Source organism: Cryobacterium zhongshanensis (genome assembly GCF_022760445.1).
In the GTDB taxonomy this organism is placed as follows: domain Bacteria; phylum Actinomycetota; class Actinomycetes; order Actinomycetales; family Microbacteriaceae; genus Cryobacterium; species Cryobacterium algoricola.
On the sequence record NZ_JALGAR010000003.1, the window covers coordinates 361047 to 384087 of the forward strand.

Below are 23041 nucleotides of genomic sequence, written 5' to 3' on the forward strand. Positions count from 1 at the left end.
GGCGTCGGGTAGCTTCGTGCAGGTCAACACCGACAGTCTCGACGTGGCGTTTCCGGTTCCAGCGCGGGACGTTCGATTGCACCCGGGGGCACAGATGCTTACCTTTTTCCTCATCTTCATTCTTGTCGTGGGAATCAACACCTTGCTGTGGACCACGGTCGGGCTCATCCGTGCCGTGGTCGAGAGCACTCACCGCCGGTCACCCGACCGGCCGGAGGACCCGCTCATCTCCGCCGACGAGGTCGCGATCCTGATCGCCGCCCACGACGAGGAACAGGTGATCGCCGCGACGATCGCTTCCGCGACCGGCCAGGTGCCCGTCGGCCATGTGTTCGTCGTCTCGGACGCCTCCGCCGACCGGACGGCGGAACTCGCGAGGGCGAGCGGTGCGAACGTCCTCGAACTCGGGTCGAATCACGGCAAGGCCGGCGCGCTCGTCGCCGCAATCGACCGCTTCGAACTGGCGCGCCGATTCCCCGTTGTGGTCCTCCTCGACGCGGACACGGTCCTCGCCGCCGACTACCTCCGAACCGGCCTGCCGTGCTTCCAGGATCCCGCCGTCGTCGCGGTTGCCGCGTGTGCGTCGACGATCGCGGATCCTCCTCCCGGGACGATGATGGGTCGCTTCCTGATCGCGTACCGGGAACGTTTCTACGTCATGGTGCAGTACCTGCTCAAGTACGGTCAGGCTGCCAGGCTCGCGAACGTGATCTCGATCGTTCCCGGTTTCGCGAGCATGTATCGAAGCCAGGTCCTCGCAAGCATCGACATCGATCCCCCCGGACTCGCGATCGAGGACTTCAACATGACGTTCGAGGTGCACGCGCGCAAGCTCGGCCGGATCGCATTCCACCCCGCGATCGCGAGAGCATCGACCCAGGACCCGGCCAACCTCCGCGACTACACCCGCCAGCTGCGGCGTTGGACCCTGGGGTTCTGGCAGACCCTGCGCCGCCACGGATTCCGGCTCGGCTGGTTCTGGGGTGCGCTGGCGCTCCACGTCTTCGAACTCGTGACGAGCAGCGTGATGATGCTGCTGTTCCTGCCGCTGCTCATCCTGTCGCTCGGTGCGGTCATCTGGGAGGCGACCGCGACGGACCCGTCCGGCATCGCCACACGGCTGACACAGGCGATTCCGCCGACCCTGATCCTCCTCGGCGTGCTCGTGCCCGACTACCTGCTGACCGTTCTCGTCGTCGCCGTCACCCGGCGGCCGAGCTATCTGCTGCTCGGGTTCGCTTTCCCCCTCGTGCGCGTGATCGACGCGGCGATCTGCCTGGGGACCCTGCCCCAGGCGTTCCTGGCTCCGTCGAGCGGCCGTTGGACGAGCCCCGAACGCCGCGGCACCGTGGCGCACGCGATCGTGGACCCGCAGGTGCTGACCCAGGAGTCAGTGCTGCGGAACCGGCCGCTCGTACCCGACAAAGCGATACCGGATTCCGGTCCGCGAGACCGTCCATTCCGAGGCGTGGGCACGCGTCCACTCCCCGTCAACAGCGGGGGCCCGCGTGTCGCCGGGCACGGCAAGGTCCAGCTCGGTGACCTCGAGTCGTGAGGCGCGGGCGAGGGCCTCGCGGTAGACCTCGCCTCCGCCGATCACCCAGATCGTCGACCCCGGTTCGGTGGATGCCGGGTCTCCGGAGAGGGCCTTCTCGACCGACACCGCACGTTCCGCCCCGGCCGCAGCCCAGCCGGCATCCCGCGTGACGACCACGTTCCGTCGCCCGGGGAGCGGCCGGAATCGTTCGGGGAGGGAGTCCCACGTGCGCCGCCCCATCACGACCGTCGCGGCATCCGTCACGGCCTTGAAATGCGCGAGGTCTTCGGGAAGGTGCCAGGGGATCGACCCGGCGTCGCCGATGATCCCGTCGTGCGCCTGCGCCCAGATCAGTGCGATCGCGGGAGCGTGATCAGACGGCAACGGGTGCCTTGATCGCGGGGTGGTGCTGGTAGCCGACGATCTCAAGGTCCTCGTATTCGTAGTCGAAGATGCTCGCCCGATCGGCCGTGATGCGGAGCGTCGGCAGCGGATACGGGGCGCGGGTCAGCTGCTCGGCGACCTGGTCGCGGTGGTTGTCGTAGATGTGACAGTCCCCGCCGGTCCAGATGAAGTCACCGACCTCGAGGCCGGCCTGCGCTGCGACGAGGTGGGTCAGCAGCGCATAACTCGCGATGTTGAAGGGGACGCCGAGGAAGAGGTCGGCGCTGCGCTGGTAGAGCTGGCAGGAGAGGCGGCCGTCGGCGACGTAGAACTGGAAGAGCGCGTGGCACGGCGCGAGCGCCATCGACGGGATGTCGGCGACGTTCCAGGCCGACACGATCATGCGCCGCGAATCGGGGTCCGCCTTGAGGGTCTCGATCACCTGGGCGATCTGATCGATGTGACCGCCGTCGGGGGTGGGCCAGGAGCGCCACTGCACCCCGTAGACGGGACCGAGTTCTCCGGTTTCCGACGCCCACTCGTCCCAGATGCTGACGCCGTGTTCCCGGAGCCATCCGACGTTGCTCTCGCCGCGCAGGAACCAGAGGAGTTCGTAGGCGATGGACTTGAAGTGCACGCGCTTCGTCGTGATGAGCGGAAAGCCCTCACGGAGGTCGAAGCGGAGCTGTGCCCCGAAAATGCTCGTGGTTCCGGTACCGGTCCGGTCGGCTTTGGCGGTGCCCGTCGCCAGCGTGTGGCGAAGCAGGTCTTCATACGGTGTCGCGAGTGAGGTTGGCATTCGTGTCAGTTTATTTGGTGGCGCAGCTTATTCGGTGCCGAAGCGCCGGACGAAGGCCCGCATCAGGTTCGCCGGTTGCGTGACCGTGGCCGCCGTGATGTTCGCGATGACTTCGGTCAGGGCATCCGGCTTGAAATAGCCGTTGTCGCGGTAGATCCGGATGCGGGTGAGGATGCTCGCATTGGTGAGCTCGGGGTGGAATTGGGTCGCGTAGACGTTGCGTCCGACCCGGAAGGCCTGGACCGGGCAGTTCTCACCGGTGGCGAGGAGCACGGCGCCGGGCGGGAGGACCGTGCACGCCTCCTTGTGCCCGACGAAGGCCTCGAAGTCGGGGTCGAGGATGCCGAACAGCGGGTCCGCGGCCCCGTCCCCGGTCAGGCTCACCCTGGTCGGGCCTGCGTCCTCCGGCCAGGTGCCGTCGACGACCCCTCCGCCGTGGGCGGTGAGCAGTCCGATGCCGTAACAGGCTCCGAGGAAGGGGAAGTCCCTGGCGACGACGAGATCGAGGAGCGGCTGGAGTTCCGCTTCGACGCGGACCTGGACGGCGGACTTCGTCGCCTCGGGGTCGCCGGCGTTGAAGGGACTGCCTCCGACGATGATGCCGGAGTAGTCGTCCAGACGGATCGGGGGCAGCAGGTCCGCCTCGAGCCTCACCCGGTGCAACTCATCGGGGGTCAGGCCGCCGGCGCTCAGGAAGCCCTCGTACTCGTCGTCGGCGGCTTCGTCCTCCGGACGGGTGGCCAAGAGCAGGAAGGGCTTCACGCCGCCATAATACGCGGTGCAGTGCCCAGTGCGGCGCCCGGTACGGTGCCCGCTTCCCGATCAGTACAGGAACGACGTCGAGAAGGTGTTCACATCGATGTTGACGCCGTTGAAGACCCGTTCGAAATGCTGCTGCACACCGACCCGGAGATTGCCGGGCGCGTTCCAGCCGCCGAAGGAAATCGGCGCGGGCGACAGGAGATCGGCGGGGTCGTCGGGGAGGCCGGGAACGGCGGGCGAGTCCGGCTCGACGGGCACGGCATCCCAGAGGGCGACATCGGAATACTCCGTCGTGTCCCTGCCCATGATGTCCTCCCACATTCGCGCGCCGGTGTAGACGACGGGACGTACCCCGCTGGACTGCACACCCGTGATCATGTCGCGGGTGAGCGGCGGGCCACCCGTCTCGATGTCGAGGGCGAAGAACTGGAGCCGGATGCGGAAGGAGCCCGTCGCCGCGATCCCCTCCCGCCAGCAGCGCGGATCCCTGGTGTACGCGGCGACCGCGAGGCCGGCGTCGATCGCCATCGCGAGCTGTGCCTGGGTGCGAGCGAGTGGGGTGCAGCTGCCGAACTCGGTAGCGCTGAGGATGTAGAGCCGGAACCCGGCCTCGTACGCCTGCACGAACCAGGCAGGATCGGAGATCGGGTTGTCCGAGTCCAGCGCCCTGAGCACCGGGGATGCTGGCGTCCCTGAGGTCGAAGCCGGCGTGGGGACCGCCGTCGGGTCATCCGTAGGGACGCCGGCGGGAGCGGACGACGCCGGGTCCGGCCGGATCGCTCCCGCCACCTGAATGGCCGCGAGCGGAACGCCCACCGCAAGGATCACCAGCAACGCGACCGCGAGAACCGGGGGCGCGACCGGCCCATTTCCCGGGTGTCTCGTCACCGAAAGCCTGCGCATTCGCTCAGTGTGCCCCGGCATCATGGCAAAGAAAAGGCCCCCACCGGGGACTCCTCCGCACCGACGCGGGTGCCCACTGACCGCGATGGATGCCTGGGGGGCGTACAGTGAGGCAGCAGCGCTCAGTCTCAGGTTCCAATGTCGCCCTGATGAAACGCTGCCGCCGTGGAATCTCTTCCCCATGGTCTGGACCACATCACTGGGGGAATGGCTTTCATGCGCGACCTTGCACCAACCATTTACCGGCAGCGGCTGGTCATCGAGGCCTACCCCGCCGAACCGATCAGCGCACTCCAAATCGTGGACTACCTGTCAGGACTTGCCCCGGTACTCGACATGAAAGGCCTGATCGAACCGGTAACGCATCGCAGCGACCTGTACGGCTGGGCCGGGTGGACTCACTGGGAAACGTCGGGAGCGCATTTTTACGCGTGGGAACAGCCGGTGCTCTTCTACAGTGTCGACATCTACACCTGCAAGCCCTTCGATCCCCTCGTGGCCGTCGAATACACCAAGGGTTTCTTCGGCAGCGCCACCGCCGAATACAAGGAGTTTTAGTGCCGGCCCGCGACACCGATACCGCGATCGGCGCCGAGGTGTTCAGCCCCCGCTATGACCTCAGCGATTCTGAGCTCGAGGAGCTCACCCTTCGACTGCTCGCTGAGCGCGCGCGGGAGCTTCCTGAGCACTATCGACTCGTCGCGATCGAGGTCGACGGCCGGAGCCCGTTCTCGAATGTCGGCCGGCACGTGGAACGTGTCGTCTTCGAGGCGACGTTCGGCAACGACGCCGCCGAGATGACGGACGAGTATGGTGCGTACGAGGAAACGAGTACTTTCTTCATCTCCATCGACAGGGAGACACACACGCCGAGCGGAGTGCTGCGGATCATCGAAGATTCCCCGCACGGCCTTAAGAGCCTCAACGATGCCGCCCGGGAACCGTTCAATCTGGAACTCGATGAGGCCTTCCGCTTTCACGCGATCACCGATCCCACGGAAATCTGGGACATCGGCACCGTCGCGGTCCTCCCCGACTACCGGCGCGGCGAAGCGGCGGTGAGCGTGCAGCTCTACCGCGCCATGTACCTCTCCGCGCTCGTGCACAGCATCAAGCACATCGTGTCGATCGTCGACGACCGGCCACTGCGCAAGATGCGGGACTTCCTCGGAATCCCGTTCGTGCCGCTCGCGGACACTCCCCCTGGCCCGTACCTCGGATCGAAGAAGAGCCACGCCGTCTACGGGTACGTACCGCACTTCCTGCCGAAGGCGCGGGCGCACCGGGACACCATGCGTGGCCTGCTCGTGCGCAACGCCCTGCAACGACTCGTCGACGGCACCGAAGACGACTCGATCAGCCTCGACGCCCGGCCCGGCGCCTGAGGATCACGCGGGAGAACTCCCCGGACCGGCGATGTTGACCAGCCAGTTCACGCCGAACGGATCCACGAGCATCCCGAAGCTGTCTCCCCACGGTGCCTTCGCGAGCGGCTGGACCACGGTCCCTCCCGCGGAGAGCTTCTCGAAATAGCCCGTCAGTTCGGCCTCGTCGTCACCGCTCAGCGAGACCGAGAAATTGCTGCCCGGTGTCAGCTCCATGCTGTTCGGGGTATCCGCCGCCATCAGGACCATCCCGCTGTCCGTCGTCAGGGCGGAGTGCATGATCTTCTCGCCCTCTGCGGGATCCTCACTGGCGTGGAAATCGGCGAAGGTGCTGCGGGTGACCGTTCCGCCGAAAACCGACTCGTACAGGTCCATGGCCGCCCTGGCCGAATCGCGGAAGGAGAGATAGAGGTTGAGCGAAGTCATCGTCAGGCCTCCAAACCGGGGCGTGCCCACCAGCGGGCACGCGCTTCCGGACCAGTATCGACCTCTGACCGCCAAAAAACGAGGCCGGTGATCTATTCCTCGCGGCTGTGAATGGTGTCATCTGACGCACTAGCCTTGCTGAATGGAACTTCGCCAGCTCGAACATTTTGTGACCGTCGCCGAAGAACGTCATTTCACCCGAGCTGCCGATATCCTGCAGATTTCACAATCCGGGCTGTCGGCATCCGTTCGGGCTCTCGAAGGCGAGCTCGGGACTTCTTTGTTCATCCGAAGCACCCGCAGCGTCGAGCTCTCGGTCGCGGGCCAGGCCTTCCTCGTCGAGGCCCTGCGCACGCTCGCGAGTGCCACCGCCGCCCAGAACGCCGTTGCGGCCGTGCGCGGCCTGATGCTGGGACGCCTGACGGTCGGCGCAGAGCCGTGTCTGGGGTCGGTGGACCTGCCGGGTGAACTCGCCCGTTTCCGCACGACGCATCCCGGAGTCGACGTGCGTCTCCGGCACGCCGGATCGCTCGAGCTCAGCGAGGGCGTTGCGAACGGCCGCACGGACGTCGCCCTCATCGTCTCGGCAGGAGACCCGCCTCCCGGTATCCGACTCAGTCAGCTCAGCACCCAACGGCTCATCGTGCTCTGCCATCCCGATCACCCGTTCGCGGCCAGGGGCTCAGTGGACCTGGCTTCGCTGCACGCCGAGTCCCTCGTCGGCTTCCCAGCGGGCTGGGGGGCACACGTCCTCGCCCGACGCGGTTTCGCGGCCGCGGGGTTCGACTACCGGGCGGCGCTCGAGGTCAACGACGTGCATCCGCTGCTCGACCTCGTCGGCTACAACCTCGGGGTCGCGATCGTGCCGGAGAGTTTCGCTGCGAAGCGTCCTGACCTCCTGCGAGCCATCCAGATCGAGGACCCGATGCCGTCCTGGACCGTCGCGGTCGCCGTGGCGGACGAGCCCAGCCCGGCCGCCACGGCTTTCCTCACCCAGCTCGCGGGAGGCCAGCCCGCGGTGGTCAGCCGAGCAACGCCAGTTCCTCAGGCGTGAGGGTGATGCCGGCGGCGTGAACCGAGTCCCGGATGCTCTCCGGCCGGGAGGCGCCGGGAATCGGGATGACCACCGGCGACTTCGCGAGGTGCCAGGCCAGGCAGACGACCTGCGGGCTGACGCCTCGGTCCGCAGCGACCTGCTGGAACGGCGCGAACCGTTCACCGAGCCGGGCCGCGGAGGAGATCCCACCGAGCGGGCTCCACGGGATGAAGGCGATTCCGAGTTCGGTGCAGAGCTCGAGCTCCGGCTCGCTGCTGCGGAATGCCGGCGAGAACTGGTTCTGCACGCTCGCGAGGCGTCCGCCGAGGAGCTCCTGCGCGAGCCGGATCTGATCGACGTTCGCGTTGGAGATGCCGGCGAGGCGGATCGTGCCTGCGTCGAGGAGCTCGACGAGCGCACCGATGGAATCGGCGTACGGCACCGCCGGGTCCGGCCGGTGGAACTGGTAGAGGCCGATCGCGTCGCCGCCGAGACGCGCGAGCGACGCCTCCGCGGCCTTCTTGAGATACTCCGGGCGGCCGTCGACGTACCAGGTTCCGTCGCCGGGGCGCAGGTGCCCGCCCTTCGTCGCGACGAGCACATCGCTCGTGTCTCCGCCCCAGGACGCGATCGCCCCGGCGATGAGGGTCTCGTTGTGGCCGACCTCGTCGGCGTGCAGGTGATAGGCGTCGGCAGTGTCGAACAGGGTCACGCCCTCGTCGAGGGCGGCGTGGATCGTCGCGACGGACCTGGCCGCATCCGGTCGTCCTTCGATCGACATCGGCATTCCGCCGAGTCCGATCGTGCTCACGGTGCGGTCGGCGATCATTCGGGTCGGCATCATTCGGGTCGGCATGGTTTCCTTCGTGGAGCGGTTGTCGGGGCTGGCAGTGTCTGATACAGGTTCGGGACTCGTTTCGGGCGTGGTCACCAGGCGTAGTCCTCGGGGGCGGGCTTGTGCCCGGGGAAGATCTCATCGAGCCGGGCCAGGGCTGCGGCATCGAGGGTGACGTCGAGCGCCCGGAGGCCGTCGTCGAGCTGGGCCTGGGTGCGCGGCCCGACGATCGGCGCCGTCACTCCCGGCTGGTGCAGGAGCCAGGCCAGGGCCACGTCTCCCGGTTTGTGTCCCAGGTCTGCGGCGAAGTCCTCGAACGCCTGGATGGCCGGGCGGTGCGCGGCAAGCGTCTCCGCGGATCGCCCCTCGAGGCGCCGTCGACCGTCGCGCTCCTTGCCGAGCACTCCCCCGAGGAGGCCGCCCTGCAGCGGGGACCAGGCGATCACGCCGAGCCCGTTCGCCCGAGCCGCCGGGAGCACTTCGAGCTCGACGTCCCGGGTGAGGAGGTTGTAGATCGACTGCTCGCTCACGAGTCCGGTGAAGTTGCGCCGCCGCGCTTCCGCCTGGGCCGTCGCGATGTGCCAGCCGGCGAAGTTGCTGCTGCCCGCATAGAGGATCTTGCCCTGGGCCACGGCCGTTTCCATGGCCTGCCAGATCTCGTCCCAGGGGGTTTCCCTGTCGATGTGGTGGAACTGATAGATGTCGATGTAGTCGGTCTGCAGCCGCCGGAGGCTCGCGTCGAGCGCGCGGCGGATATTGAGGGCGGAGAGCCGCCCGTTGTTCGGCCAGTCCGAGGTCGTGCCGTAGAGCTTCGTCGCGAGCACGGTGCGTTCCCTGCGCTCACCGCCGCCGGCGAACCACCGACCGACGAGGGACTCGGTTGCGCCGGGGCCGTGCGCGCCGCCGTAGACGTTCGCGGTGTCGAAGTAGTTGATTCCGGAGGCCAGCGCCGAATCCATGATCGAGTGCGCTTCCGGTTCCGGGGTGAGAGGCCCGAAGTTCATGGTGCCGAGGCACAGCCGGGACACGGATAGACCAGAGCGACCGAGGTGTGTGTATTCCATGACTTCAGCCTCCTCCGCGACCACTGATGTGTCCAACAGCCTTCAGTACTGCGATTGACCAGTCCGGGTTCTCAATCGCGCGCCCGGAAAGCTGGGTACAGTTTCGAGCATGAAACTCACCGCCATCGACCCGCCCGGTCGCAGTTTTTCGCGCTGGCTCACCGAAGAGGAGATCGGCCAGGTGCTCGCGAGCGATCGCGGCTGGCGGCTCGCGGAGGACGGGAGTGTCGTCGCCGGAAAGCTCAGGAAGACCAGGATCGCCGACTCCCTCCGGGACCTCGGTCGCGCCGCCCTCGCCAACAAGTGGACCGCGCGGGCGGCGGCCCCGGGAAGCGACGGCAGCGGCCCGACGCACATTATGTGGGGCGTGTTCAATGCCCGCTCCGAGGCCGAAATCGCCGCGGAGATCGCCGCAGGGATCGCCGCCAGGGACTGAAGTACCCTGGCGGCGATCCTGCGACGAGTCCTGCGGCGAGTCCTAGGCGGCGAGAGGCAGTGCCTGACCAGGCGCGGCCGCCGCGGCGGCCACGACGAGAGCGCCGTCCGCCACCGAGACCTCGACACCGGTGCTCCCCAGCAGCGCCGATCCGACGAGGAGGTCGGCGATCTTGTCGTCGAGCTCACGCTGGATCACGCGGCGCAGCGGCCGGGCACCGTACTCGGGTTCGTACCCCCGCGTGGCGATCCAGTCGATCGCGTCTTCGCGCACCGTGAGGCCGAGACCCTGGGCGGCGAGCCGGGTGCGCGTCCCGCCGAGCAGCATCCGCACGATGTCGTGCAGCTGCGGCGCGTCGAGCTTGCGGAACAGCACGATCTCGTCGAGCCGGTTCAGGAACTCCGGACGCATGGCCTCGCGGAGCTTGCCCATCACCCGGTCACGAAGAGCCTTCTCCGAGCCGAAGCCGTTGTCGGCCCCGCCATCGATCTGGGCGGTGAAGCCCAGGGCGCCGCTCCGGCTGGCGAGGAACTCAGAGCCGAGGTTGGAGGTCATGATGATGACCGTGTTCCGGAAGTCGACGGTGCGACCCTGGCCGTCGGTCAGGCGGCCGTCGTCCAGAACCTGCAACAGCAGGTTGAACACGTCGGGGTGGGCCTTCTCGATCTCGTCGAGCAGGATCACGGAGTACGGGGTCCTGCGTACGCGCTCGGTCAGCTGCCCGGCCTCGTCGTAGCCGACGTAGCCGGGAGGGGACCCGACGAGCCGGCTCACGGTGTGGCGTTCGCCGAACTCGCTCATGTCGAAGCGCACCATCGCGTGCTCGTCGCCGAAAAGCGATCCGGCGAGGGCCTTGGCGAGCTCGGTCTTGCCGACGCCCGTCGGCCCGAGGAACAGGAAGCTCCCGACGGGCCGGCCGGCGTCGTTCATGCCGGTGCGATTGCGGCGCACGGCCTTGGCGATGAGTTCGACGGCGTCGTCCTGGCCGACGACTCGTTCGTGCAGCTCGGCCTCGAGCAGGCCGAGGCGGGAGCGGTCGTCCGCGGTGAGCCGGGCGACGGGGATGCCCGTCGCGCGGGCGATCACGCCGGCGATCTCGGCCTCTCCGACGACGGCTTCCGCGGCGACGGCCTGTGCGGGGTCGTCCTCGCGCGCCAGCTGTGACTGGACCGTCTCGATCTCGTCCCGAAGGCGGGAGGCCTCTTCGTACTGTTCGGTGAGGACCGCGGCGCTCTTGGCCTCCTCGAGGGTCACCACGCGCGCACGCAGGGCCTCGAGGGCCGCACGGTCGGGCAGGGAACCGAGGGTCAGGCGGAGCCGGGCACCGGCCTGGTCGATCAGGTCGATGGCCTTGTCAGGCAGGAACCGGTCGGACACGTAACGGGAGGAGAGCTCGACGGCGGCACGCAGCGCCTCGTCGGTGTACCGGACGCCGTGGTGCTCTTCGTAACGGCCGCGCAGCCCCGAGAGGATGCTGACCGCGTCGTCGATGCTCGGCTCGCCGACCCGCACGGTCTGGAAGCGGCGTTCGAGCGCCGGGTCCTTCTCGACCTTGCGGTACTCCTTGAGCGTCGTCGCGCCGATGACGTGCAGTTCACCGCGTGCGAGCCGGGGCTTGAGGATGTTCCCGGCGTCCATGCCGCCGTCGCCGGATCCACCGGCGCCGACGACGGTGTGCAGTTCGTCGATGAAGATGAGGAGCTCGCCGTTGTGGGCGCTGATCTCATCCATGGTCTTGCCGAGGCGTTCCTCGAAGTCGCCGCGGTACCGGGTTCCCGCGACCATCGCCGCGAGGTCGAGTGCCACGACGCGCTTGCCGCGCAGCTGCTCGGGAACGGTTCCCGCGACGATGGCCTGCGCGAGCCCCTCGACGACGGCGGTCTTGCCGACTCCGGCCTCGCCGATCAGCACGGGGTTGTTCTTGGTGCGGCGGGAGAGGATCTCGATCGTCTGTTCGATCTCGTCGGCACGGCCGATCACGGGGTCGAGCTTGCCGTCGCGGGCCAGGGCCGTGAGGTCGGTGCCGTAGGTGTCGAGCATGGGCGTCTCAGATGCGGATGCCGGGGCAGCGGCCTGGGTCGTCGCAGCATCCTGCGGCTCGCGTGCGCCGGCCTGCAGGGACTCCTGGGTCACGCCGGCCGCAGCGAGGATCTGTCCGGCCGGGGAGTCCTCGTTCACCACGAAGGCGAAGAAGAGATGTTCGGGGTCGATGTACGTCGACCCGAAGGCGCGGGCGATCTGGTGGGCGTCGAGCAGGGCGCGCTGGGCGGATGGCGTGAGGCCCGGCGTCGTGTCGCCCGTCGGGGCGGAGCGCTCCGGCAGGCGCTGCTCTGCGGCCAGGGCGAGGGCGGCGGGGTCTGCTCCGGCATTCCGGAGCGCTTGGGCGGCCGGTTCGCGCAGGACGAGGACCCGAAGGATGTGCAGCACGTCGACGTGAGAGTGCCCGTGGTCGACCGCGTACTGGGCCGCCTCGGCGAGCACCTCGTGGGTGCGGCGGCTGAGCAGCCGGGTGATGTCGATCGGGCGGCCCGCGGGTGCGGCGCCCTGCTGGCCCTGCAGGTAGCGGGCGATGAACTCGTCGAACGAACCGTTGCCGGAATCCGCTGGACCGAAGAATGTAGGCACGAGACCTCCTGGTGTTGAAACTTGAGTGCTACTGACTCAACCCAACGTCAGGCCGTGGGTTTCATTCCCTTCCCATCCTGGGAAATCGCCGGTTACGCGGTCGGCGAACGGAGCGATCACGGACGCCGGCGGGAAGGCCGGACACGCCCGCCCCGGACACGTCCAGACGTCACACCCCGAGGATGCCGCGGGCCACCGAGAGCAGCAGGGTCGCCGCCGCGATACCCAGTGATGCGAGCACCAGGCCGCGACCGGGGACGCCGGCGGGCATGACCCTGATCGCACGCATCGAAAATGCGAGCCCGACCAGGACGGCGATCACTCCCCAGAACGGGAGCACAATCGCGAGGGCGAACCCGGCGAGGGTGAGCCAGAATCCGAGCGTGCGCCCGGGTGTCTTCGTCCAGTCGGCGTGGGGCGCCCCGAGTGCGACCAGTCGGTTGTCCTGCATGTTCGCGCGCGGATCGTCCACTGTCTGCCCCCGTTGTTTCGACTACCAGTCTGCCACGCGGCGCAGTCCAGCTCAGAGCCACCGCGGCGGGTCGGCCGGGGACCCTGTGCTCGAGCTCACTCCGGAACCGCCCCGCCCGGTCGCCCACTGCACGAGTGCAGCGAGGCTGCCGGACACCACGACGGGATCCGCGGACCGGAGGTCACCGAACCTGCGCTCGGGGTGGGCTCCGGTGACCGAGAGCACCAGGTCTGCCCCGTCGCCCCGCGCCGCCCAGGCGACGGTGATCTCGGTGAGCAGCCGGTCGAGCACCTCGACCGGCACGTCGTTGAAGGCGGCGCCGGTCGCGAGGTCGATCGTGTGCACCCAGAGTTCCTGGTTGCGCATCCACACGGTCTCGGACACGGGAATCTCCCGGCCACTCGGAGTCCGGACCAGGTGGCTCCACGTCTCCGGGGTGAGCCGGCGCCACGCTGCGTCGAGCTGGATGGTCGCAACGTCGAAGAGAGTGCGCAGGGCCTCACGGTCGAGCTCGGCCCCGACTGCGATGTCGCTGTCGCGCGCCGCATTCGAGGCGTACATCGGCGTTTCCACGTCGGTGCGCGCCCAGGTCACGAGCCGGACGATTCCCCTCGCGTTGTACGCGACGTGCGCGATCACGTGGCGACGGCTCCAGCCCGGCAACAGCGAGTCCCCGTCGAGGTCGACGTTCGACAGCCCGTTGAGCTCGTGCGCGAAGAATGCGGTCGCGCGACGGGCGAGCAGAAGCTGGGCAAGCAGCTCGGGGTCAGCGGGGAGAGCGGTGGGTGCGGGCATGCTGCCATTCTCGCAGGGAACGGATCAGATCGAGGGCTGGAAGCCTCCGGTCGGACTGAACGACGCGTCGATCGTGAACGGGTCGCGCACGGAATCCGACCGGTCGGACGCGGCGATGAGCGCGGCAAGCTCCCCGGCCGCCCTGTCGATGCGGTCGGGCAGCGTCTTGACCGTGTCTGCACCGCTGCCCCAGTCCTCAGCGGCGGCGAACACCGCCGTGGTGGCGACGACGGCGTGCAGGTAGGTGAACATCGGGCGGATGGCGTAGTCGAGGGCCAGGGAGTGGCGTGCGGTGCCGGCCGTCGCCGCGATGACCGTCGGCATATCGGTCAGCGACCGGTTGTCGATGACGTCGAAGAACGACTTGAACAGTCCGCTCGCGCTGGTCGTGAAGATCGGCGTGACGGCGATGAGCCCGTCCGCGCCGGTCACGGCTTCGATCACCGCGTCGAGCTTCGGGCTCGGGAACCCGGTGAGCATGTTGTTCATCACGTCGAGGGCGACATCGCGCAGTTCGAAGATCTTGACCTCGGTGGGGATGCCTTTCTCGGCCAGTCGGGCGGAGGTCGCCTGAGCGAGACGGTCGGCGAGCATCCTCGTCAAGGACGGCTGGCTGAGGCCCGCGGTGACGACAGCGATGGTCCGGGTGCGTTCGGCCATGTCTAGGACACCGCGATCGGAGAGGCGACGGGTGCGCCGTCGGGAGCTGCGGCGGCCGCGGCAGCCGCAGCGACGAGCGACGCGTGGGTGGGGGCATCCGGAACCGTTGCCGGGCGGTTCTTCGCGAACTCACGGCGCAGCACGGGTACGACCTCTTCGCCGAGCAGGTCGAGCTGTTCGAGCACGGTCTTGAGCGGCAGTCCGGCGTGATCCATCAGGAACAGCTGGCGCTGGTAGTCGCCCACGTAGTCGCGGAAACCGAGGGTGCGGTCGATGACCTCCTGCGGGCTGCCGACGGTGAGCGGCGTCTGCGAGGTGAACTCCTCGAGACTCGGGCCGTGACCGTACACGGGGGCGTTGTCGAAGTACGGGCGGAACTCCCGCACGGCGTCCTGCGAGTTCTTGCGCATGAAGACCTGTCCGCCGAGGCCGACGATCGCCTGCTCTGCGGTGCCGTGGCCGTAGTGCTCGAAGCGCTGACGGTAGAAGCCGACCATTTTCGCGGTGTGCGAAGCCGGCCAGAAGATGTGGTTGGCGAAGAAGCCGTCTCCGTAGAACGCGGCCTGCTCGGCGATCTCGGGGGTGCGGATGCTGCCGTGCCAGACGAACGGCGCGACGCCGTCGAGGGGACGGGGCGTCGACTGGAAACCCTGGAGCGGGGTGCGGAACTGCCCCTCCCAGTCCACGAATTCCTCGGTCCAGAGCCGGCGCAGCAGTGCGTAGTTCTCGAGCGCGAGCGGAATGCCCTGGCGGATGTCCTGGCCGAACCACGGGTAGACCGGGCCGGTGTTGCCGCGGCCGAGGGTCAGGTCGACCCTGCCGTCGGCGATGTGCTGCAGCATCGCGAAATCTTCGGCGATCTTGACCGGGTCACTCGTCGTGATCAGGGTCGTCGCCGTCGAGAGGATGATGCGTTCGGTCTTGGCGGCGATGTAGCCGAGCATGGTGGTCGGGCTCGAGGGCACGAAGGGCGGGTTGTGATGCTCACCGGTGGCAAAGACGTCGAGGCCGACTTCCTCGACCTTCTGGGCGATCGTCAGGATCGCCTTGATGCGCTCCTGCTCGGTCGGGGTGCGGCCGGTGGTGGGGTCGGTTGTCAGGTCTCCGACCGAAAAGATTCCGAATTGCATGGTCAGCCTCTCTGAGTGTTCACTGCACATTCTCACACGAAATTTCAATGCATTTGCATGCATGTCGTACCCAACCGCGATCGGGGCTTTCCTATTCCCGCACTCGTTCCCGCACACCGACGACCTCGCCGGAGAACTCGCGGCAGTCAGAAATATCTCACGAATCCTCGATTCGCGACCGTTGACATCTCGCCATGAATCACATAACGTTCCTGCAAAGCTCCTCCGCCCGATGAAGTGCTGCAGGATCCCCGTCGGACGTTCGGTTACCCACCGCGCTGCCGCACCCGAGAAACCGCTTCATCACGGAAGGACCCCCGATGCGGGAACGACTCCGGGCCACGCCTCACGTCGCTTCGCGTCATCATCCACTGCGCCGCGTATCGGCTACCACCACGCGCTGAAAGCGCCACCCGGACCCCCGGCACCACTGCCCGGGACCCCGGTTCGCCCGCCGCCGTCGCAGTTCCCCCACACTCACCCCAGAGAAAGAATTGGGTATCCCCATGAACCACGAATCCTTCGACCTGCCGCAGCAGTCCGAAATCACCGAGAACGTCACGAACGTCGAACACGAGAACGCCGAATACACCGAGCACCTGAAGCACGCCGATGAGACCGAGCACGCCCAGACCCTGGAGCCGTCGGACGTGGGCAGCATGTTCTCCGAGTACCGGCGTCGCCAGCTGAACATTTTCCGCGAACGCGAATCGACCCTCGAGCTCGACGACTCCGCGGTCTAGCGAGGAGCGGCCGGCCCGCTCACTGGGCTCCGTGCACCAGGTCCAGGACCGCCCGCAACTCGCGGGCCTCGATCTGGCCCGGGGCGCTCGACGCTCCGACTGACCCGAAGGTGACGCAGGAACCGAAGGTCTCCCCGGCCAGCCTCGACACCACGCCCAGTCCCCCCATGGACATCGTGATCACCGGGCGCCGGGCGTGCTCGGCGACGAACTCGGCGGTCGCATCCATCAGGGTGAGGACATCGCGCGGGTGTGACGGCATGACCGCGACCTTGAGGACATCCGCCCCGAGTTGCTGCTGCTCCGTGAGGCGTGCCAGAATCTCGGCCCGCGGCGGCGTGGACTCGAAGTCGTGCGAGGACATCACGACGATGACACCCGCCTCGTGGGCCGCGGTCACGAGGCCGAGCAGGCACGCCCGCTCGGTGAAGAGCTCGACGTCGATCGCATCGACGCCGGCTGCGATCGCCAGCCCGAGCAGCTCGGCGTATGCGTCCGGGCGGATGTCCGCCTGCCCGCCTTCCCGCTTCGTGCGGAAGGTGAAGAGCACCGGGACCGCCTCTGGGAGAGCCGCACGAACGACGGCGATCGCCTCCCGGACCGCCGACGGCGTGTCCCAGCCGGAGAAGAAGTCGATCCGCAGCTCGACGAGGTCGTAGTCCCCCGCGACGAGCGCGGACGCGGCCGCATCGAGTTCGGCGATCGTGGCCCCGACGAGGGGAACACAGATCTGCGGCCTGCCCTCGCCGAGAACGACGGAGCGCATCCGAACCACGGGCCGCTCTACCGCGCCGGTCATGAGACCTCGCCGCCCGCCGGAGCGTGCCCCGGAGCGTTGGTCGCCGGAAGACCGACCGCGGCGCGCATGGCGGCACGGATGCCCGCCTCGCCGGGCAGGGGCTCGTCCTGCACTCCGCCGGTGAAGATGCGCACCTGGCTGATCGCCTGTTCGACGAGCATGTCGAGTCCGCTGAAGACGATGCCGCCCGCGGCACTCCAGCCCTCGGCGAGTGGGCTCGGCCACGGGTCGTACGCGACGTCGAAGAGCACGGAACCGGCGCCCAGCGGCCGGAGGCCGAGGCCGTCCGCGACCCCGCCCGGCAGGGTGCTGATCACGAAGGAATGCGGGACGGCCACGTCGAGTTCGCCGAGCCGCCGGATCAGGACGGGGACGTCGAGCCGGTCGCCGAGCGCCGACAGGTCGGCGGCCTTGGCGGGGTCCCGCAGGTAGACCGTGACCTCCCCCACGCCGAGCTGGTGCGCCGCGTAGAGCGCCGAGGCCGCCGTCGCACCGCCGCCGAGAATCACGACGGAGGAGGGCGATTCGAGGGTCGACACCGTGCGGACGATGCCGTCGACGTCGGTGTTGAAGCCGTGCATCCGGCGCCGGCCGGTGTCGGTCGTGAACAGCACGGTGTTCGCCACGCCCAGCTCGTCGACGAGCGGCGACGTCGTGTCGAGCAGCGGGACGACCTCGCGCTTGAGCGGCATGGTGAGGCTGAGCCCGAGCCAGCTGTCGTCGAGGGAGGCGAGCCACGCGGTCAGCTCCCCCGTGCGGACCTCGGCCCGGGAATAGTCGAACGGGAGCCCGAGCAGGGCGTATGCCGTCGTGTGCAGCACCGGCGAGCGGGAGTGCCCGATGGGAGACCCCAGCACCGCGAGGCGGCGGCGGCCGGCCGGGGAAACGGGTACAGGCACGAGTCCCTCCGATTCGATTCTTCGACAGATGTAGCGGCAGCGTCAAGTGAGATGCGGCAGGCCGCTGCTCAATGGTAGTGTCCCGAATATGTCCCTAAACGCAACAAATAGTCGTCGCAGTGCCGCGGCCCGTGGGTCGGTGCGCTGATGCTCAGAATCGGAATCCTCGGTGCCGCCGGCATCGCACCGTCCGCGATCATCCGGCCGGCGCGGCGACGCACCGATGTCGTGATCGCCGCGGTCGCCTCGCGCCGGGCATCCGCTGCCTCGGCCTATGCGCAGGAACACGGCATCGAGCGCTCGTACGGCGACTACCGCGCGCTCCTCGCCGACCCGGAAATCGACCTCGTCTACGTCGCGCTGCCGCCCTCCGAGCACGCCGAGTGGTCGATTGCCGCGCTCGAGGCCGGCAAGGACGTTCTCTGCGAGAAGCCCTTCGCGATGAACGCCGCCCAGGCGGGGCGGATGCGCCGGGCGGCCGCCGAGACCGGCCGGCGTCTCATCGAGGCGTTCCACGACCGGTACCACCCGCTCAGCCTCGAGCTCGACGTCATCGTCGCGTCCGGTCGGCTCGGCGAGGTCGTGTCCCTGCGCGGTGAATTCTCCGGCAGCAATCCCTTCGACCCGACGTCGATCCGGCACATCCCGACCCTCGGCGGTGGCTCACTGATGGACCTCGGGTGTTACCCGCTGCACTGGGTGCGAGCGCTCACGGGCGAGGAGCCCCTCGTCACAAGTGCCGTCGCCACCCTGAACCCGCTGGGGGCCGACATGAGCATGGATGCCGCGCTGGCGTTCCCCTCGGGCGTCACCGCCCGGATCTCCTCGAGCATGATCGCGGGCACTGCCCTCAACACCTCATTCGACATCATCGGGACCGAGGGCAGCGTGCACGTGGACAATATGGTCTTCCCGTCCCGCGGACACAGCATCCGCGAAGTCCGCGGGGGAATCGAACGCTGGCTCACCGTGCGCGGAAATGAGACCTACGACCACCAGCTCGATGCGGTTGTGCGCGGCCTCGCGAGCGGCGAGCCGCTGCTCACGGAGGGCGACGATTCCCTCGGGAACATGGCGGCCATCGACGCGATCTACGTCGCGGCCGGAATCGATCGCCTCATCGGGTAGCGCCTCCCGCCTCCCCCTTTCGGGGTGGACAAACCGGACGAACGGCGGCAGGATCACTCCGCCAGAGCACGAGACCGCCACCGTCGTCGGGAGAGTCCATGAGCGCAGACCGGAAGCCCAACATCCTCGTGATCTGGGGCGATGACATCGGCATTTCGAATCTGAGCTGTTACAGCGATGGCGTGATGGGGTACCGCACTCCGAACATCGACCGGATCGCGGACGAGGGCGTGCGCTTCACCGATTTTTACGGTGAGCAGAGCTGCACGGCCGGGCGGGCCGCGTTCATCTGCGGACAGAACCCGTACCGGACCGGACTCACCAAGGTCGGGATGCCGGGAGCCGACCTGGGACTGCGTCCGGGAGACCCGACGATCGCGACCGCACTGAAGGAGCAGGGGTACACCACCGGGCAATTCGGCAAGAACCACCTGGGCGACAAAGACGAGTTCCTGCCGACCAACCACGGCTTCGACGAGTTCTTCGGCAACCTGTACCACCTGAACGCGGAGGAGGAACCCGAACTCTTCGACTACCCCTCCCCCGAGGAGTTCCCGGATTTCCGGAAGCGCTTCGGGCCGCGCGGCGTGTTGCACAGCTGGGCCGACGGCCGGATCGAAGACACCGGGCCGCTGACGAAGAAGCGGATGGAGACCATCGACGACGAGGTCACCGTCGAGGCCCTCCGGTTCATCGGTGAGGCGAAGGAATCCGAGACTCCGTTCTTCGTCTGGTTCAACACGACCCACATGCACTTCCGCACGCACGGCAAACCGGGGAGCAGGGGCCAGGCCGGGCGGTGGCAGTCGGAGTACCACGACACGATGATCGACCACGACCAGGTCGTCGGACAACTGCTCGACGCGCTCGACGACCTCGGACTCGCCGAGGACACGATCGTCATCTACAGCACGGACAACGGCCCACACATGAACAGCTGGCCGGATGCGGGTATGACGCCGTTCCGGAACGAGAAGAACTCGAACTGGGAGGGCGCATACCGCGTGCCCGCCCTGGTGCGCTGGCCGGGCACGATCCCCGGGGACCGGGTGCTGAACGGGATCATGAGCCACAACGACTGGTTCGTGACCCTGCTCGCTGCGGCGGGCGACACCGACATCACCGACCGACTCAAGGCGGGGACCGAGCTGGACGGCCGGCCATACAAAGTGTGGCTCGACGGCTTCAACCAGCTCGACTATCTCACCGGGGAGGCCTCGGAGAGCCCACGACAGTACTTCTTCTACGTCTCCGACGACGGCGACCTCACGGCTCTGCGCTGGGACAACTGGAAGTTCGTCTTCATGGAACAGCGCGCTCGAGGCACCCTGCAGGTGTGGATGGAGCCGTACACGGAGCTGAGGGTGCCCAAGATCTTCAACCTGCGAACCGACCCGTACGAACGTGCCGACACCACGTCGAACACCTACTTCGACTGGCTACTCGACCACGCCTGGACTCTCGTGCCCGCCCAGGCCTTCGTCGCGCGGATGGTGCAGTCGCTCCTGGAGTTCCCGCCCTCGCAGACGCCGTCGAGTTTCACGATCAGCCAGGTGATGGCGAAACTGCAGTCCGGGATCGGGAGTCGGTGAGCGAATCTGCTGCTGAATCGGTGGTCGCGGATGCGCCGCCCGGGATGTGTGCGTTGCCCGGCGGCACGTTCGTGGCCGGTTCCGACGACCACTACCCGGAGGAGGCGCCCGCACACCGGGTGCGCGTCGACGCCTTCCTGATCGACCGGACCGCCGTTTCGAACGCGGCGTTCGCGCGCTTCGTGGCGGAGACCGAGTACCGCACGGTCGCCGAACGGCCGCTCGATCCCGCCGACTACCCCGGCGCACCCGCCGATAACCTCGTGCCGGGGTCGATGGTGTTCACCGGCACCCCCGGTCCGGTCGACCTGCGCCACCTGAGCCAGTGGTGGGCGTGGGTCGCCGGCGCGTGCTGGAGCCGGCCGGAGGGCCCTGGGTCTTCCGTCGAGGGGCGCGGCGAGCATCCGGTCGTGCAGGTCGCCCACGAGGATGCCGCGGCCTACGCCGCCTGGGCCGGCAAGCGTCTGCCCAGCGAGGCCGAATGGGAGTATGCGGCCCGTGGCGGACTCGACCACGCCGAATTCGTCTGGGGCGACCGGCCGGAGTCGGGCGGCGAACGTCTCGCCAACTACTGGCACGGCGCATTCCCCTGGCGCGCCGATCCGGGCTACGGCCGCACGCGCCCCGTCGGTTCTTTCCCGGCCAACGGCTTCGGCCTCCTCGACATGGCCGGCAACGTCTGGGAGTGGACGGACGACTGGTACGCGCCGCGTCGTCGTCCCGAAGGGGAGGCTGATTCCGAGTCGGGCTGCTGTACCCCGGAGGGAAGCCTCGATCCGGCCCAGCCTCAGTTCGCCGTGCCCCGCAAGGTCGTCAAGGGTGGGTCATTCCTGTGCGCGGACAGCTATTGCCTGCGGTACCGCCCTGCGGCCCGTCGCCCGCAACCGATCGACACGGGCATGAGCCATGTGGGCTTCCGCTGCGCAGCCGCTGTCAGTCGCGGTTAGGCGGCCCGGTCAGGACCTGGTGGGCGCGGTGCCGGTTCGGTGGCCGCCAGAGTCGTTGCGGGTCGATCAGTCCGGGGGCCCGGACCTGGGGTGAGCCCTTCACCATGCGGATCTCCCACCCCGAGGTGTCGATGGTGTGGTGATGGAACCAGCACAGGAGGACCCCGTTGTCGACATTCGTCGGGCCGTCCTTCGCCCACGGCTTCACATGGTGCACTTCGGCCCAGTGCGCCGGGGCCTTGCACCCGGGGATGATGCACCCGCCGTCCCGGGCGGTGATCGCCCGCCGCTGCGCCCGGTTGAAATACCGCCGTTCCGGGCCGAGCTTGAGCACCTGGTTGTTCTCCCCGAACAGGACCCCTTGGAAGCCGCCGTCGCAGATCCGCTGGTGCACCGTCTTCAGCGACACGGGGGCTTCGACCCCGTCGATCCACCCGACCCCGACCCCGCTCGCGAGGTCGGCCGCGTTCACGTGCACCATCACCGTGGGAGCCGACCCGCCCATGCTGGGCGTGCCCTCATCGCGGGCGGCGTGTTCGAACAGGGCCCGGAGGATGTCGGCGCGTTTCTCCCCGCTCGTGCGGGTGTCCGCGCGCCGCTCCCGCAGCTCCGCCTCAATCACGTCCAGCTCCGGGCCGGTGCCGTCACCGGTTCCGGCGGTCTCGGCGCCGGGAATCATCTGCCCCGAATCCATCAGGGCCTGCTCCTCCTCGGTGGGAAACGCAGGCCGCGCATGGAAGCTCAGGAACGCATCGAAGAGGGTGTTCATCATCCCGAACAGTTCCGGCGTCACGCCGCCCTTGACCGGGTAGAGCCCGTTCTTGAGTTGTCCGAAGCCGATGTTCGACTTCGCCTCGAACACGTCCTCCTGCGGCAGCACGCCGTCGGGGTCCAGGGCCGCCTGCCACTGCAGCACCATCCCCCGGATCAGGTCCGTGGCCGCCGGGACCCCCGCGCCGGCCAAATCCTCGGTCTCCGGTGTGATCCGCCCCGCCGCCGTGGCGACCAGGGCCCGCTCCGCCGTGAGGAGGTCATCCGGGGCGACCCGGTGGCTGATCGTCTGAAGCCCCGTCACGATCAACTCCGCCGTCTCCACCCCGATCTCCCCCGCGGCCAGCGCGGCACCAACCGTCGGAAACAACGGCGGCAACCAACTGCTCCCACCGCACGGCCGCGGCAACACCGCGTCCCCGAGCTTCGTGCGTCGCTTGACCTCTCGGGCCGACACCCGCGTCACCCGGGTGAGGACGTCCCAGGGACCTTTGCAGCCCATCTTCCACGCCAAACCTTCCCGGCCGAGCACTCGGGCTCGCCGGTCCACATCCGTCGCCGTGTTGACCCGGGCCGCATCCACCGTTCGCCCGATGGCCTCCACTTCTTTCAGCGCCGTGACCGCTTCCGCATCGCTGAGCAACCCGACCGGGATCGCCGCCAGGGCCTCTGCGAGAGCCGAACGTGCTTCGGCGAGCCGGGCGACAGCATCCGCATGAACCGACGGCACCAACCCGGCCAGCCCCTCCGCACCCTCGAAACCCTCAGCAACCGCAACCGGATGCACCGACTCGAAACCAACGGTGGGCTGATCTCCCGCGGCCCCGGAATCGGGTGTCTGCGGGGTGTGTGACTGTGGATCCGAAGCTCCTGCCATACCCCGATTCTACCCTGAATCGAACACGAATACGAG

General features: G+C 68.2%; 23 protein-coding genes and 1 pseudogene. 9 read left to right on the plus strand and 15 right to left on the minus strand.

The annotated features are described in order from the left end of the window. Nucleotides 1-94 precede the first annotated feature (94 nt). Nucleotides 95-1054, plus strand: a pseudogene (locus MQH31_RS13270) (glycosyltransferase family 2 protein); the annotation flags it as partial. Nucleotides 1055-1390: 336 nt separating this feature from the next. Here the strand turns inward: MQH31_RS13270 and MQH31_RS13275 are convergent. From MQH31_RS13275 to MQH31_RS13290, 4 genes are read right to left on the minus strand one after another with little or no spacing between them, the layout of a single operon-like run. Next, a complete protein-coding gene (locus MQH31_RS13275) occupies nt 1391-1921 on the minus strand; it encodes a dihydrofolate reductase (RefSeq protein WP_243012425.1) in 531 nt (176 codons plus the stop codon). Next, a complete protein-coding gene (locus MQH31_RS13280) occupies nt 1911-2720 on the minus strand; it encodes a thymidylate synthase (RefSeq protein ID WP_243012426.1) in 810 nt (269 codons plus the stop codon). Before MQH31_RS13280 ends, MQH31_RS13275 begins: the two co-directional genes overlap by 11 nt. Before the next feature lie 27 nt (nt 2721-2747). After that, on the minus strand, nt 2748-3482 hold the full coding sequence (locus MQH31_RS13285; RefSeq protein WP_243012427.1) for a glutamine amidotransferase: 735 nt from the start codon (nt 3480-3482) through the stop codon (nt 2748-2750). Between the two features lie 60 nt (nt 3483-3542). Beyond that, entirely contained in the window at nt 3543-4385 is an 843-nt protein-coding gene (locus tag MQH31_RS13290) for a glycoside hydrolase family 25 domain-containing protein (RefSeq protein WP_243012428.1), read from the minus strand. 165 nt (nt 4386-4550) lie between these two features. On the opposite strand from MQH31_RS13290, the gene MQH31_RS13295 reads away from it, so the two are divergent. Next, complete coding sequence (locus tag MQH31_RS13295) at nt 4551-4943, plus strand: S-adenosylmethionine decarboxylase (RefSeq protein WP_198416012.1); 393 nt, start codon at nt 4551-4553, stop codon at nt 4941-4943. Continuing rightward, complete coding sequence (locus MQH31_RS13300) at nt 4943-5770, plus strand: hypothetical protein (protein WP_243012429.1); 828 nt, start codon at nt 4943-4945, stop codon at nt 5768-5770. Before MQH31_RS13295 ends, MQH31_RS13300 begins: the two co-directional genes overlap by 1 nt. Nucleotides 5771-5773: 3 nt before the next feature. Here MQH31_RS13300 and MQH31_RS13305 read toward each other — a convergent pair whose 3' ends face one another. Further along, complete coding sequence (locus MQH31_RS13305) at nt 5774-6196, minus strand: VOC family protein (RefSeq protein ID WP_243012430.1); 423 nt, start codon at nt 6194-6196, stop codon at nt 5774-5776. A 142-nt stretch (nt 6197-6338) separates the two neighbouring features. On the opposite strand from MQH31_RS13305, the gene MQH31_RS13310 reads away from it, so the two are divergent. Then, nucleotides 6339-7250 (plus strand): LysR family transcriptional regulator, encoded by a 912-nt coding sequence (locus MQH31_RS13310; RefSeq protein ID WP_243012431.1) that lies wholly within the window; start codon nt 6339-6341, stop codon nt 7248-7250. Here MQH31_RS13310 and MQH31_RS13315 read toward each other — a convergent pair. Together MQH31_RS13315 and MQH31_RS13320 are read right to left on the minus strand one after the other, a co-directional pair. Then, nucleotides 7219-8073 (minus strand): aldo/keto reductase, encoded by an 855-nt coding sequence (locus tag MQH31_RS13315; RefSeq protein WP_243012593.1) that lies wholly within the window; start codon nt 8071-8073, stop codon nt 7219-7221. The two genes, MQH31_RS13310 and MQH31_RS13315, sit on opposite strands and share 32 nt — an antisense overlap. A gap of 86 nt (nt 8074-8159) precedes the next feature. Further along, complete coding sequence (locus MQH31_RS13320; protein ID WP_243012432.1) at nt 8160-9131, minus strand: aldo/keto reductase; 972 nt, start codon at nt 9129-9131, stop codon at nt 8160-8162. Between the two features lie 109 nt (nt 9132-9240). Here MQH31_RS13320 and MQH31_RS13325 point away from each other — a divergent pair, with 109 nt between their 5' ends. Continuing rightward, nucleotides 9241-9567 carry a hypothetical protein gene (locus MQH31_RS13325; protein ID WP_243012433.1) on the plus strand — a complete coding sequence of 109 codons (327 nt, stop codon included), beginning with the start codon at nt 9241-9243 and terminating at the stop codon, nt 9565-9567. Between the two features lie 42 nt (nt 9568-9609). Here MQH31_RS13325 and MQH31_RS13330 read toward each other — a convergent pair whose 3' ends face one another. The 5 genes from MQH31_RS13330 to MQH31_RS13350 all read right to left on the minus strand — a co-directional run bounded on the left by MQH31_RS13330 (nt 9610) and on the right by MQH31_RS13350 (nt 15249). Beyond that, nucleotides 9610-12192 carry an ATP-dependent Clp protease ATP-binding subunit gene (locus MQH31_RS13330; RefSeq protein WP_243012434.1) on the minus strand — a complete coding sequence of 861 codons (2583 nt, stop codon included), beginning with the start codon at nt 12190-12192 and terminating at the stop codon, nt 9610-9612. 169 nt (nt 12193-12361) lie between these two features. Further along, on the minus strand, nt 12362-12664 hold the full coding sequence (locus tag MQH31_RS13335) for a hypothetical protein (RefSeq protein WP_134536319.1): 303 nt from the start codon (nt 12662-12664) through the stop codon (nt 12362-12364). A gap of 51 nt (nt 12665-12715) precedes the next feature. Next, entirely contained in the window at nt 12716-13459 is a 744-nt protein-coding gene (locus tag MQH31_RS13340) for a maleylpyruvate isomerase family mycothiol-dependent enzyme (RefSeq protein WP_243012435.1), read from the minus strand. 24 nt (nt 13460-13483) lie between these two features. Continuing rightward, nucleotides 13484-14119 (minus strand): CE1759 family FMN reductase, encoded by a 636-nt coding sequence (locus MQH31_RS13345; RefSeq protein WP_243012436.1) that lies wholly within the window; start codon nt 14117-14119, stop codon nt 13484-13486. 2 nt (nt 14120-14121) lie between these two features. Continuing rightward, nucleotides 14122-15249 carry an LLM class flavin-dependent oxidoreductase gene (locus MQH31_RS13350; protein ID WP_243012437.1) on the minus strand — a complete coding sequence of 376 codons (1128 nt, stop codon included), beginning with the start codon at nt 15247-15249 and terminating at the stop codon, nt 14122-14124. Between the two features lie 506 nt (nt 15250-15755). On the opposite strand from MQH31_RS13350, the gene MQH31_RS13355 reads away from it, so the two are divergent. Then, nucleotides 15756-15992, plus strand: a complete 237-nt coding sequence (locus MQH31_RS13355; protein WP_134536311.1) for a hypothetical protein — start codon at nt 15756-15758, stop codon at nt 15990-15992. 19 nt (nt 15993-16011) lie between these two features. Here MQH31_RS13355 and aroD read toward each other — a convergent pair whose 3' ends face one another. Continuing rightward, nucleotides 16012-16791, minus strand: a complete 780-nt coding sequence (gene aroD / locus MQH31_RS13360) for a type I 3-dehydroquinate dehydratase (RefSeq protein WP_243012438.1) — start codon at nt 16789-16791, stop codon at nt 16012-16014. Continuing rightward, nucleotides 16788-17690 (minus strand): shikimate dehydrogenase family protein, encoded by a 903-nt coding sequence (locus tag MQH31_RS13365; protein WP_243012439.1) that lies wholly within the window; start codon nt 17688-17690, stop codon nt 16788-16790. The genes aroD and MQH31_RS13365 overlap by 4 nt, the downstream gene beginning before the upstream one ends. Nucleotides 17691-17837: 147 nt before the next feature. Between MQH31_RS13365 and MQH31_RS13370 the strand changes: the two genes are divergently transcribed. From MQH31_RS13370 to MQH31_RS13380, 3 genes are all read left to right on the plus strand, one after another. After that, nucleotides 17838-18818 (plus strand): Gfo/Idh/MocA family protein, encoded by a 981-nt coding sequence (locus MQH31_RS13370; protein ID WP_243012440.1) that lies wholly within the window; start codon nt 17838-17840, stop codon nt 18816-18818. Nucleotides 18819-18916: 98 nt separating this feature from the next. Continuing rightward, nucleotides 18917-20410 carry an arylsulfatase gene (locus tag MQH31_RS13375; protein ID WP_243012441.1) on the plus strand — a complete coding sequence of 498 codons (1494 nt, stop codon included), beginning with the start codon at nt 18917-18919 and terminating at the stop codon, nt 20408-20410. Between the two features lie 44 nt (nt 20411-20454). Further along, a complete protein-coding gene (locus MQH31_RS13380; RefSeq protein ID WP_243012594.1) occupies nt 20455-21357 on the plus strand; it encodes a formylglycine-generating enzyme family protein in 903 nt (300 codons plus the stop codon). On the opposite strand, the gene MQH31_RS13385 is transcribed toward MQH31_RS13380, so the two are convergent. Continuing rightward, nucleotides 21344-23005 (minus strand): HNH endonuclease signature motif containing protein, encoded by a 1662-nt coding sequence (locus MQH31_RS13385; protein WP_243012442.1) that lies wholly within the window; start codon nt 23003-23005, stop codon nt 21344-21346. The two genes, MQH31_RS13380 and MQH31_RS13385, sit on opposite strands and share 14 nt — an antisense overlap. Nucleotides 23006-23041 lie beyond the last annotated feature (36 nt).

Bases quoted from the DNA above. Each gene is read 5' to 3' on its own strand.
- MQH31_RS13280 (WP_243012426.1), bottom strand. From the start codon at position 2,720: ATGCCAACCTCACTCGCGACACCGTATGAAGACCTGCTTCGCCACACG.
- MQH31_RS13290 (WP_243012428.1), bottom strand. From the start codon at position 4,385: ATGCGCAGGCTTTCGGTGACGAGACACCCGGGAAATGGGCCGGTCGCG.
- MQH31_RS13305 (WP_243012430.1), bottom strand. From the start codon at position 6,196: ATGACTTCGCTCAACCTCTATCTCTCCTTCCGCGATTCGGCCAGGGCG.
- MQH31_RS13310 (WP_243012431.1), top strand. From the start codon at position 6,339: ATGGAACTTCGCCAGCTCGAACATTTTGTGACCGTCGCCGAAGAACGT.
- MQH31_RS13315 (WP_243012593.1), bottom strand. From the start codon at position 8,073: ATGCCGACCCGAATGATCGCCGACCGCACCGTGAGCACGATCGGACTC.
- MQH31_RS13320 (WP_243012432.1), bottom strand. From the start codon at position 9,131: ATGGAATACACACACCTCGGTCGCTCTGGTCTATCCGTGTCCCGGCTG.
- MQH31_RS13325 (WP_243012433.1), top strand. From the start codon at position 9,241: ATGAAACTCACCGCCATCGACCCGCCCGGTCGCAGTTTTTCGCGCTGG.
- MQH31_RS13340 (WP_243012435.1), bottom strand. From the start codon at position 13,459: ATGCCCGCACCCACCGCTCTCCCCGCTGACCCCGAGCTGCTTGCCCAG.
- MQH31_RS13345 (WP_243012436.1), bottom strand. From the start codon at position 14,119: ATGGCCGAACGCACCCGGACCATCGCTGTCGTCACCGCGGGCCTCAGC.
- MQH31_RS13350 (WP_243012437.1), bottom strand. From the start codon at position 15,249: ATGCAATTCGGAATCTTTTCGGTCGGAGACCTGACAACCGACCCCACC.
- MQH31_RS13355 (WP_134536311.1), top strand. From the start codon at position 15,756: ATGAACCACGAATCCTTCGACCTGCCGCAGCAGTCCGAAATCACCGAG.
- aroD (WP_243012438.1), bottom strand. From the start codon at position 16,791: ATGACCGGCGCGGTAGAGCGGCCCGTGGTTCGGATGCGCTCCGTCGTT.
- MQH31_RS13370 (WP_243012440.1), top strand. From the start codon at position 17,838: ATGCTCAGAATCGGAATCCTCGGTGCCGCCGGCATCGCACCGTCCGCG.
- MQH31_RS13375 (WP_243012441.1), top strand. From the start codon at position 18,917: ATGAGCGCAGACCGGAAGCCCAACATCCTCGTGATCTGGGGCGATGAC.
- MQH31_RS13380 (WP_243012594.1), top strand. From the start codon at position 20,455: ATGTGTGCGTTGCCCGGCGGCACGTTCGTGGCCGGTTCCGACGACCAC.
- MQH31_RS13385 (WP_243012442.1), bottom strand. From the start codon at position 23,005: ATGGCAGGAGCTTCGGATCCACAGTCACACACCCCGCAGACACCCGAT.